The sequence below is a fragment of the Streptomyces xingningensis genome (assembly GCF_054957865.1).
Map to the genome: position 1 here is coordinate 38,513 of NZ_JBDJPF010000056.1, position 10,782 is coordinate 49,294.

General features: G+C 70.8%; 11 protein-coding genes. 4 read left to right on the top strand and 7 right to left on the bottom strand.

All coding sequences use genetic code 11. The features are described 5' to 3' along the window. The first annotated feature begins 195 nt into the window (after positions 1 to 195). The gene (locus ABCR83_RS25020; RefSeq protein ID WP_462697431.1) at positions 196 to 1,467 is read left to right on the top strand and encodes a nucleotide sugar dehydrogenase; all 1,272 of its coding nucleotides are present in this window, start codon (positions 196 to 198) and stop codon (positions 1,465 to 1,467) included. Positions 1,468 to 1,488: 21 nt separating this feature from the next. Here the strand turns inward: ABCR83_RS25020 and ABCR83_RS25025 are convergent, their stop codons facing one another. From ABCR83_RS25025 to ABCR83_RS25050, 6 genes are all read right to left on the bottom strand, one after another. After that, positions 1,489 to 2,583 (bottom strand): rod shape-determining protein, encoded by a 1,095-nt coding sequence (locus ABCR83_RS25025; protein ID WP_462697432.1) that lies wholly within the window; start codon positions 2,581 to 2,583, stop codon positions 1,489 to 1,491. 105 nt (positions 2,584 to 2,688) lie between these two features. Then, a complete protein-coding gene (locus tag ABCR83_RS25030) occupies positions 2,689 to 3,816 on the bottom strand; it encodes a GuaB3 family IMP dehydrogenase-related protein (protein WP_462697433.1) in 1,128 nt (375 codons plus the stop codon). A 72-nt stretch (positions 3,817 to 3,888) separates the two neighbouring features. After that, entirely contained in the window at positions 3,889 to 4,155 is a 267-nt protein-coding gene (locus ABCR83_RS25035) for a hypothetical protein (RefSeq protein WP_462697434.1), read from the bottom strand. A gap of 35 nt (positions 4,156 to 4,190) precedes the next feature. Beyond that, positions 4,191 to 5,693: an IMP dehydrogenase gene (gene guaB / locus ABCR83_RS25040; RefSeq protein ID WP_462697435.1), complete on the bottom strand. Its 1,503-nt coding sequence runs from the start codon at positions 5,691 to 5,693 to the stop codon at positions 4,191 to 4,193. A 205-nt stretch (positions 5,694 to 5,898) separates the two neighbouring features. Then, positions 5,899 to 6,501 (bottom strand): sigma-70 family RNA polymerase sigma factor, encoded by a 603-nt coding sequence (locus ABCR83_RS25045; RefSeq protein WP_462697436.1) that lies wholly within the window; start codon positions 6,499 to 6,501, stop codon positions 5,899 to 5,901. A 264-nt stretch (positions 6,502 to 6,765) separates the two neighbouring features. Then, positions 6,766 to 7,377, bottom strand: coding sequence for a response regulator transcription factor (locus ABCR83_RS25050; RefSeq protein WP_003948568.1), 612 nt, complete (start codon positions 7,375 to 7,377; stop codon positions 6,766 to 6,768). A 386-nt stretch (positions 7,378 to 7,763) separates the two neighbouring features. Between ABCR83_RS25050 and ABCR83_RS25055 the strand changes: the two genes are divergently transcribed. Next, positions 7,764 to 8,078, top strand: coding sequence for a WhiB family transcriptional regulator (locus tag ABCR83_RS25055; RefSeq protein WP_462697437.1), 315 nt, complete (start codon positions 7,764 to 7,766; stop codon positions 8,076 to 8,078). A 129-nt stretch (positions 8,079 to 8,207) separates the two neighbouring features. On the opposite strand, the gene ABCR83_RS25060 is transcribed toward ABCR83_RS25055, so the two are convergent. Further along, positions 8,208 to 9,119: a LysR family transcriptional regulator gene (locus tag ABCR83_RS25060; protein ID WP_462697438.1), complete on the bottom strand. Its 912-nt coding sequence runs from the start codon at positions 9,117 to 9,119 to the stop codon at positions 8,208 to 8,210. Positions 9,120 to 9,196: 77 nt separating this feature from the next. Here ABCR83_RS25060 and ABCR83_RS25065 point away from each other — a divergent pair, with 77 nt between their 5' ends. Together ABCR83_RS25065 and ABCR83_RS25070 are read left to right on the top strand one after the other, a co-directional pair. Next, positions 9,197 to 9,916 carry an MOSC domain-containing protein gene (locus ABCR83_RS25065; protein WP_462697439.1) on the top strand — a complete coding sequence of 240 codons (720 nt, stop codon included), beginning with the start codon at positions 9,197 to 9,199 and terminating at the stop codon, positions 9,914 to 9,916. 9 nt (positions 9,917 to 9,925) lie between these two features. Further along, positions 9,926 to 10,699, top strand: a complete 774-nt coding sequence (locus ABCR83_RS25070) for an SDR family NAD(P)-dependent oxidoreductase (RefSeq protein ID WP_462697440.1) — start codon at positions 9,926 to 9,928, stop codon at positions 10,697 to 10,699. The last annotated feature ends 83 nt before the right edge of the window (positions 10,700 to 10,782 follow it).

Here is a 10,782-nt window from a genome sequence, read left to right on the forward strand (position 1 = left end):
CCTCCTACGATGCTGCCCCAAACCGGCCGCTCCGGCCGGTTCGCGGACCGGACACAGACCCGCCGGGAGAGCCCAGGGCAGAAATGCCGAATATCTGTCATATATCCGCTTAACCTGATACTCGCCCGGGCATCGGACCGGCCTCCACCCCCGCCGGGCCCATCGGCTTCTCCCCGGGAAGGACCGCATCACGCCATGCCCGCAGACCTCGCCGTCATCGGACTCGGCCACCTCGGCCTTCCCCTCGCACAGGCCGCCACCGCCGCGTCCCTGGTCACCGTCGGCTATGACCCCGACCCGCACACCGTCGCCGAGCTGCGCGCCGGACGACTGCCCGCCGAACACGGCTGCACCACCCTGACCGCCGCCGAACTGCGCCGCATGCTCGCCGCCGGCTTCCGCGCCACCACCGAGGATGCCGAGCTCGGCAGGGTCCGTACGGCCGTCATCTGCGCACCCTCCAGGCTGGGCGAGGACCGGGCGCTGGACCTCGGCGCCGTCGGCGAGGCCGCCCGGGCGCTGGCCGCCCGGCTGCGCCCGCACACCACCGTGCTCCTGGAGTCCCCCGTCTACCCCGGCGCCACCGAGAAGTTCCTGCGCCCCCTCCTCGAATCGGGCTCCGGGCTGCGCGCCGGACGCGACTTCCACCTCGCCTACTCCCCCAGCCGCACCGACCCCGGCAACCGGAAATACGGCCTGGGCAACACCCCCAGGGTCATCGGCGGCCTCACCCCCGCCTGCACGGAGGCCGCCGCCGCCTTCTACGGGCGCTTCTGCGAGAAGGTCGTCCGCGCCCGCGGCCCCCGCGAGGCCGAGGCGGTCAAGGTCTGGGAGACCAACTACCGGCACGTCAACATCGCGCTCGCCAATGAGATGGCCGTCTTCTGCCACGACATCGGCGTGGACCTGTGGGACGTCATCCGCTGCGCGGAGACCAAGCCCTTCGGCTTCCAGGCATTCCGCCCCGGGCCCGGCGTCGGCGGCCACGGCGTGCCCATCGACCCCAACTACCTCTCGTACAAGGGCCGCAGCCTCGGCTATCCGCTACGGATGGTGGAGCTGGCCCAGGAGGTCAACGGGCGCATGCCGCGCTATGTCACCCAGCGCTGCGCCACGCTCCTGAACGAGCACGGCAAGTCGGCACGCGGCGCGCGGGTGCTGCTGCTCGGCGTCGGCTACAAGGCCGATGTCGCCGACCAGGAAGGCTCACCCGCCCGTGAGATCGCCTCCCGGCTGATGGAGCTGGGCGCGCAGCTCAGCTACCACGATCCCCAGGTGGCGCAGTGGCGTGTCCTCGGCCGGCCGGTGCCGCGCGCGGATTGCCTCTACGAGGCCGCGGCCGCCGCCGATCTGACGGTCCTGCTCCAGCAGCACCGCACGTATGACCTCCAGGGGCTCGCGGTCAAGGCCCAGTTGCTGCTGGACACCCGGGGCGCGAGCCCCGCCGGTGCGGCACACCGGCTGTGAACGAGGCTGGTACTACAGCTACTACAGCCGCCCGCTCGCGGGCAGCCGGGGCTGGGCGTCCAGCAGGGTCCGCAGCGAGGCGAAGTCCTCGATACACCGGCCGGTGCCGATGGCCACGCAGTCCAGGGGCTCGTCGGCGACCAGCACCGGGATGTCGAGCTCCCTGCTCAGCCGGACGTCCAGCCCGCGCAGCAGCGCGCCGCCGCCGGTGAGCACGACGCCGCGGTCCATGATGTCGCCCGCCAGCTCGGGCGGGGTCTCGTCCAGGGTCTGGCGCACGGCCATCACGATCGCGTCCACCGGCTCGGCCAGTGCGTGCCGGACCTCATCGGTGGTCAGCTCCAGCGTCTTGGGCAGACCGCTGACCTGGTCGCGGCCCCGGATGGTGAACCGGTCGGCCGGCCGCAGGCCTTGCGTCTCCTCGGAGCCGCCGCTCGCCGACCAGTCCGCCACCGGCGCCGCCGAGCCGATGCTCATCTTGAGCTCCTCGGCGGTGCGTTCACCGATCGCGAGGGCGTACTCCTTCTTCACATAGGAGGTGATCGCCGTGTCCATGGCATCGCCCGCCGTCCGCACCGAGCGCGCCGTGACGATGCCGCCCAGCGAGATCACCGCGACCTCGGTGGTGCCGCCGCCGATGTCGACGACCATGCAGCCGGTGGGCTCGCTGACCGGCAGCCCCGCGCCGATCGCGGCCGCCATCGGCTCTTCGACCAGGTGCACCGCCCGGGCCCCGGCCTGGGAGGCGGCCTCGATGACCGCCCGGCGCTCGACCCCCGTGATGCCCGAGGGCACGCACACCACCACCCGCGGCCGGGAGAGGCGGCGGTTGCCGGTGACCTTCTTGATGAAGTGCCGCAGCATCCGCTCGGCTATCTCAAAGTCGGCTATGACGCCATCGCGCAGCGGACGCACGGCCACAATGTTGGACGGCGTCCGCCCAATGGTCTCCTTGGCCTCGGAACCGACCGAAAGCACGCTGCCGTCATCGGCGTTGACGGCGACCACCGAGGGCTCATTGAGCACCACTCCCTTTCCCCGCACATACACCAGCGTGTTCGCAGTGCCGAGGTCGATGCCCATGTCCCTGCCGCTGAACGACTTACTTTGCGCCATAAGTCGCCAGTATCCCCTATCCCCGAACCTTTATACGGAGTTGACGGGTGCGGCCACGGCAAGGGCCCGGCCGCCGAAGCGACCGGGCCCCGTCCTTACGATGCGTCAGCGCTTGTCGTGCGAGGACGGTGCGACCGTCACCTCGACCCGCTGGAACTCCTTGAGCTCGCTGTAGCCCGTGGTCGCCATCGCCCGGCGCAGCGCGCCGAAGAAGTTCATCGACCCGTCCGGGGTGTGCGAGGGGCCGAGCAGGATCTCCTCGGTCGTGCCGACCGCACCCAGGTTCATGCGCTTGCCGCGCGGCACGTCCTCGTGCACGGCCTCCATGCCCCAGTGGTGGCCGCGGCCCGGTGCGTCGGTGGCCCGGGCCAGCGGGGAGCCCATCATCACGGCGTCCGCACCGCAGGCGATGGCCTTGGGCAGGTCGCCGGACCAGCCCACGCCGCCGTCGGCGATGACATGGACGTACCGGCCGCCGGACTCGTCCATGTAGTCCCGGCGGGCGGCGGCCACATCGGCCACCGCGGTGGCCATCGGCACCTGGATGCCCAGCACATTGCGGGTGGTGTGCGCCGCGCCGCCGCCGAAGCCGACGAGCACGCCGGCCGCACCGGTGCGCATCAGGTGCAGCGCGGCGGTGTACGTGGCACAGCCGCCGACGATCACCGGCACATCGAGCTCATAGATGAACTGCTTGAGGTTCAGCGGCTCGGCGGCTCCCGAGACGTGCTCGGCGGAGACGGTGGTGCCACGGATGACGAAGATGTCCACGCCCGCGTCGACGACGGCCTTGGAGAACTGCGCGGTGCGCTGCGGGGAGAGCGCGGCGGCGGTGACCACACCGGAGTCGCGGACCTCCTTGATGCGCTGCCCGATCAGCTCCTCCTTGATCGGAGCGGCGTAGATCTCCTGCAGGCGCCTGGTCGCGGTGCGCTCGTCCAGCTCGGCGATCTCCGCCAGCAGCGGCTCCGGATCCTCGTACCGGGTCCACAGGCCCTCGAGGTTGAGCACACCCAGGCCACCCAGCTCACCGATGCGGATGGCGGCCTCGGGCGAGACAACCGAGTCCATCGGGGCGGCCAGGAACGGCAGCTCGAAGCGGTAGGCGTCGATCTGCCAGGCGATCGAGACCTCCTTCGGGTCGCGGGTACGGCGACTCGGGACGACGGCGATGTCGTCGAACGCGTACGCCCGGCGGCCGCGCTTGCCGCGCCCGATCTCGATCTCAGTCACATTGTGGCCTTTCCATACGGTCTACCGCCCACCAGTATCCCCGAGCGGGACGGTGCGGGGCGGGGACCATTGTCACTGCTCGTAGAGAACCTGGGTGAAGTCCACGACGTGAATCACGAGGACCATCAGCAGCCCATCGCTGACGAAGTACTCGATGGCGATGTTCTGCGTCAGCGCCAGAGATCGCGCGCTCTCGTCCTTGGAGAGGGGGACCGAAATCTCCGGCCGCGGATCCCGAACCAGCAATTCGAGCCCCCGCTCGAGCAACGTTCTGCGATCAGCAGGCAGCGAGTCGCGAACACGGGCAGCGTCCTCGCTGAACTTCACCGCATACAGCATCTGACCCCCTTGTCAGGTAGACCACAGCTATCGTCTCAGCGCGACGAGTAGTTCGGCGCCTCGACCGTCATCTGGATGTCGTGCGGGTGGCTCTCCTTCAGTCCCGCCGAGGTGATCCGCACAAAGCGGCCCTTGTCCTTGAGCTCCTGCACATTGGCGGATCCCACATAGCCCATGGAGGCGCGCAGGCCGCCGATGAGCTGGTGCGCGACCGAGGCCAGCGGCCCGCGGTAGGGGACCTGGCCCTCGATGCCCTCGGGCACCAGCTTGTCCTCGGAGAGGACGTTGTCCTGGAAGTAGCGGTCCTTGGAGAAGGACTTCGCCTGGCCGCGCGACTGCATCGCGCCCAGCGAGCCCATGCCGCGGTACGACTTGAACTGCTTGCCGCTGATGAAGACCATCTCGCCCGGCGACTCCTCGCAGCCCGCGAGCAGCGAGCCGAGCATCACCGTGTCGGCACCCGCCGCGATCGCCTTGGCGATGTCGCCGGAGTGCTGCAGACCGCCGTCGCCGATCAGCGGCACGTCCGCCGCGTGGCAGGCCTGGGCGGCCTCGTAGATCGCGGTGACCTGCGGCACGCCGATGCCGGCGACCACCCGGGTGGTACAGATCGAGCCGGGGCCCACGCCGACCTTGACGCCGTCCACACCCGCGTCGATCAGCGCCTGGGCGCCGTCCCAGGTGGCGACATTGCCGCCCACCACATCGACGTTGATGTTGGACTTGACCTTGGCGATCATGTCGAGGATGCCCCGGCTGTGGCCATGGGCGCTGTCCACGACGAGGAAGTCCGCACCGGCCTCGACCAGCGCCTGGGCGCGCTCGAAGGCCTCCGCGCCGACACCCACCGCGGCACCGACGACCAGTCGGCCCTCGGCGTCCTTGGCGGCGTTGGGGTACTGCTCGGCCTTGACGAAGTCCTTGACCGTGATGAGGCCCTTGAGCACACCCGCGTCGTCGACCAGCGGCAGCTTCTCGATCTTGTGGCGGCGCAGCAGCCCCATCGCGTCCTCGCCGGAGATCCCGACCTTGCCGGTGACCAGCGGCATCGGGGTCATGACCTCGCGCACCGCACGGCCGCGGTCGAGCTCGAAGGCCATGTCGCGGTTGGTGACGATGCCGAGCAGCTTGCCCGCCGCATCGGTGACCGGCACCCCGCTGATGCGGAACTTCGCGCACAGCGCGTCCGCGTCGGCCAGGGTGGCGTCGGGGCGGACCGTGATCGGGTCGGAGACCATGCCGGACTCGGAACGCTTGACGAGGTCGACCTGGTTGGCCTGATCCTCGATGGAGAGGTTGCGGTGCAGCACACCGGCGCCGCCCTGGCGGGCCATGGCGATCGCCATGCGCGCTTCGGTGACCTTGTCCATGGCGGCGGACAGCAGCGGGATGTTCACCCTGACGTTGCGCGAGACCCGGGAGGAGGTGTCGACGGCGTTCGGCAGCACCTCGGAGGCGCCCGGCAGCAGCAGGACGTCGTCGTAAGTCAGACCGAGCATCGCGAACTTCTCGGGCATTCCGTCGATGTTGTCAGTCATGACACCTTCCCAAATGCGGTATTGACCGGGGCGTGAACTGTGGCGGCTACCGCCGCGGCCCCCGGACCCCCTTGCCTCAGCGAGGACTCCCATGCTAACGGGCGCCAACAGGTGTCCCATTCCACGAGTGCTGAGTCTCGCGTCACTTGGAGGTTCCTACGGAGAATCCCCGAGACGCACCGGGGCCCCGGGGACCGCCGCCCCGCTACTGCTCGGCCAGCGCCCGGAGCCTGCTGAGCGCCCGGTGCTGGGCGACCCGCACCGCGCCCGGGGACATGCCCAGCATCTGCCCCGTCTCCTCGGCCGTCAGCCCCACCGCGACCCGCAGCAGGACCAACTCGCGCTGATTCTCGGGGAGGTTGGCGAGCAGCTTCTTGGCCCACTCCGCATCGCTGCTCAGCAGCGCCCGCTCCTCCGGGCCGAGGGAGTCGTCGGGCTGCTCGGGCATCTCGTCGGAGGGCACGGCCGTGCTGCCGGGGTGGCGCATGGCGGCCCGCTGCAGATCGGCGACCTTGTGCGCGGCGATGGCCACCACAAAGGCCTCGAAGGGCCGCCCGGTGTCGCGGTAGCGCGGCAGGGCGCACAGCACCGCGAGGCAGACCTCCTGCGCGAGGTCGTCCACGAAGTGGCGGGCGTCGCCCGGCAGTCGCGACAGCCGGGTGCGGCAGTAGCGCAGCGCGAGAGGGTGCACCAGGGCGAGCAGGTCGTGCGTCGCCTGCCGGTCGCCTTCGACGGCGCGGGCGACGAGGGTGCCGATCTCCCCGGGGCCCGCGGCCACCGTGGGACTCGCCTCGTCGTTGTCGCGCATCGGTCCATGGTGCCTTGGCGCCGGACTTTCCGCGGCATCGTGTCCGTGGTTGTGCACCGTCACGTCTTGAGCGGGTGCGCCGACCGTCATTTCCCGCGCCCTCCCATCACGCCTGACCGAGCCGTCCCCGAGGAACTCCATAGCTCAAGGATGCGGCAGCGCGCGGGAAACATGCAGCGGGCCGGGGAGCCGCAACGCTTCGCCCCGCCCGCCCCGGGGCGGGCGGGGTGCGTCACTCCCCCACAGCGCTGCACGTCACAGCGCCTAGCGGACCAGGCCCCAGCGGAATCCGAGCGCCACCGCATGCGCCCGGTCGGAAGCGCCCAGTTTCTTGAAGAGCCGCCGTGCGTGCGTCTTGACGGTGTCCTCGGAGAGGAAGAGCTCCCGGCCGATCTCGGCGTTGGACCGGCCGTGGCTCATGCCCTCGAGCACCTGGATCTCCCGTGCGGTGAGGGTGGGGGCCGCACCCATCTCGGCCGAGCGCAGCCGCCGGGGGGCGAGCCGCCAGGTCGGGTCGGCGAGCGCCTGGGTCACGGTGGCCCGCAGCTCGGCACGCGAGGCGTCCTTGTGCAGATAGCCCCGCGCCCCGGCGGCGACCGCGAGCGCGACCCCGTCCAGATCCTCGGCCACCGTGAGCATGATGATGCGGGCACCGGGGTCGGCGGAGAGCAGCCGCCGCACGGTCTCCACGCCGCCCAGACCGGGCATGCGTACGTCCATCAGAATGAGATCCGAACGATCGGCGCCCCAGCGGCGGAGGACTTCCTCGCCGTTGGCCGCCGTCGTCACGCGCTCGACGCCGGGCACGGTCGCCACCGCGCGACGGAGCGCCTCTCGGGCAAGCGGGGAGTCGTCGCAGACGAGGACGGATGTCATGGCCGTCCTCCGCAGCTGATGCGCGTCACCTTGAGCCTCCAGGCTGGTACTGATCGTCACCTGTGCGATTGGCGAGCGTGGATGTCGGCTCACACACCTGACCGACCACTGCTTCGCCAACCGCCTCCGCCCTCTCAACGACGGTCACCCGAAAGAGTTACGGGCTCGGTCGGCCGTGTTCGGCACTCTACGTGAGGGCGCGGACACGGAGCAGGGCGCACGGGGGGCGCTCGGCTCATCGTTCGATCCATGCACCATTTGCCCGCTTGGACCCGCTCTTCTTCCCATTTATTGGTGACTGTGGCTAGATTCGACAAAGAGTCATATTTTCATCTGCTCATATGGCAACAGATCACTTCGACGGTTCGCTTCGAAGGGGACAAGCAATGGCAGATTTCTCCCGCCTCCCCGGCCCCAACGCCGACCTATGGGACTGGCAGCTGCTGGCAGCCTGCCGCGGGGTCGACAGCTCCCTCTTCTTCCACCCCGAGGGCGAACGCGGCGCGGCCCGCAGCGCCCGCGAGACCTCGGCGAAAGAGGTGTGCATGCGCTGCCCGGTGCGCGCCCAGTGCGCGGCGCACGCGCTGGCGGTGCGCGAGCCTTACGGCGTATGGGGCGGTCTCACCGAGGACGAACGCGAGGAGCTCATGGGACGGGCCCGGCACCGGCCCATCTCCGCGACGAGCACCCTGAGCGCCTGACTGGCGCCACTCAGCGAAGAAACGTTTCAGCCAGCACCTCGCCGACCAAGCGCCTCGCCGACCAGGCCCCCCATCGGCCAAGCACCTCATCGGCCAGGAGCTTCAGCCGCCGTCACCCGGCGGCACCGCTCAGCGGCGCGCCGCCGCCACCAGCCGGTCCAGCATCACCGAGACGGCGGGCACCCGCGCCAGGTCCGGCAGGGTCAGGGCCACGATCTCGCGCTCCACCACGGGCTCGACCGGCACCGTCCGGGCCCCCTCGGGCCGTACCGACTCCAGCGCCAGCTCGGGCATCACCGCAACCCCGAGACCGGCCCGCACCAGCCCGAACACCGCCGGATAGTCATCCGTCGCAAAGTCGATCCGCGGGGTGAAGCCCGCGCTCTCGCACACCTCCACCAGATGCCGGCGACACCGCGGACAGCCCGCGATCCACGATTCGCGCGCCAGCTCGTCGATCCCTATCCGCTCGGCGCCCACGAGCCGGTGGCCGTCCGGGATCACGCCGATCAGCCGGTCGGTCAGCAGGGGCCGTACGACCAGGCCCTCCCACTCCGAACCCGCGGCCGGATCGGCGCCGCGTACTTCGGGGTAACGGAAGGACAGCGCGATGTCGCAGTCGCCCGAGCGCAGCATGTCCACCGATTTCGGCGGCTCGGCCTCGACCAGCGAGACCCGGGTGCCGGGGTGCGCCGACCGCATCTCCGCGAGGGCACTGGGCACCAGCGTGGAGCTGCCGCTGGGGAAGGACACCAGCCGCACCCGGCCCGCCCGCAACCCGGCGATCGCGGCGATCTCCTCCTCGGCGGCGGTGAGCCCGGCCAGGATTCCCGCGGCGTGCCGGACCAGCGCGCCACCCGCCTCGGTGAGCCGCATCTCGCGGCCGGTACGGATCAGCAGCGGCGTGCCCGTCGCCTGCTCCAGGGCCTTCATCTGCTGGCTGACGGCGGGCTGGGTGCAGCCCAGCTCGCGGGCCGCGGCCGAGAACGAACCGGTGGCGGCCACCGCGCGCAGCACCCTCAGATGGCGAGCCTCGATCATGCCACCGAGCATAAGCCCAGCTTGGGGATGGCGGAAAATCGCCGCTCGGGGCTTTGAGGACGGACTACCCTTTTGTCATGCGCGTGCTCTCCGTGAACATCGGCCGGGACCGGACGGCGGACGACCGCCCGGGCCACCGTGGCGAATTCACCGGTGGCCTCGCCACCGGCATCGACAAGCGCCCGGCCGACGGCCCGGTCGCGGTGGCCGCGCCCGGCCCCAAGGGCACGGCGGGCAGCGGTCTGGCCGGTGACACGGTGGCCCACTGGCGCCACCACGGCGGAAACGACCAGGCGGTGTACGCGTTCGCCCGCGAGGACCTCGACTCCTGGGAGCGGGAGCTGGGGCGCGCCCTGCCGAGCGGCTCCTTCGGCGAGAACCTCACCACCAGCGGCCTGGAGGTGACCGGCGCGCTGCTGGGCGAGCGCTGGCGGATAGGCGACAGGCTGCTGCTCGAGGTCACCGCGCCGCGCATCCCCTGCCGGACCTTCGCGGACTGGCTGGGCGAGACGGGCTGGATCAAGCGGTTCACCCGGACCGCGGCTCCCGGCGCGTATCTGCGAGTCATCGAGCCCGGGGAGGTCCGTGCGGGTGATCCCGTCACCGTCACCCACCGCCCGGCCCATCAGGTGACCGTCTCGCTGGTCTTCCGCTCGCTGACGACCGAGCGGGCGCTGCTGCCCCGGCTGCTGGCCGTCGGGGACGGGCTGAACACCGAGCTCCGGGAGCGGGCGCTGGCGTATCTGGCGCGTCAGCAGGCTCCCGCCGGAGCACACGGAGCAGCCGCGGAGCACTAACGTTCCCGCATGACGACTGCACTGATCACGGGGGCGACGGCCGGCATCGGCGCGGCCTTCGCCCGGCGGCTGGCGGCCGACGGCCATAACCTCGTGCTGGTGGCCCGCGATGAGAAGCGGCTGCACGAGCACGCCACCGAACTCCACGACCGGCACCGGGTGGAGGCGGAGGTGCTCCGCGCGGACCTCTCCCGGGAGGAGGGCATCGCGGCCGTCGAAGCCCGGCTCTCGGACCGCAGGAACCCGGTGGATCTGCTGGTCAACAACGCCGGCTTCGGCAACAAGGGCCGTTTTCTCGAAGTGCCGATGGCCGACGAGCTGACCATGCTCAAGGTGCACTGCGAGGCGGTGCTGCGGCTGACGTCGGCCGCGGCCAAGGGGATGCGCGAGCGGCGGCGCGGCGGGGTGGTCAATGTCGCCTCGGTGGCCGCCTTCGTCCCGCGCGGCACCTATGGGGCGAGCAAGGCGTGGGTGGTGCAGTTCACCCAGGGGGCGGCGCGGGACCTGGCGGGCAGCGGGGTGCGGCTGATGGCGCTGTGCCCCGGTTTTGTGCGGACGGAATTCCACCAGCGGGCCGGGATGGGAACGGACAACATTCCCGGCTGGATGTGGCTGGACGCGGACCGGCTGGTCGACGCCGCGCTGAAGGACCTGGCCCGGGGCAAGTCGCTGTCCGTCCCCGATCCCCGCTACAAGGCGCTGACCGGCCTGTCGAAGTTCGTACCGCGCGCGGCGCTGTCCCGGGTGTCGTCGACGACCGGCCGCAAGTACGGGCCCAACTGAGAAACGCCGAGGCCCGGCGCCCTTCGGGGGACCCTGTTGGTTAATCCGGGCCCATGCGTGACGTCGGTTCCCAAGACCTGGTT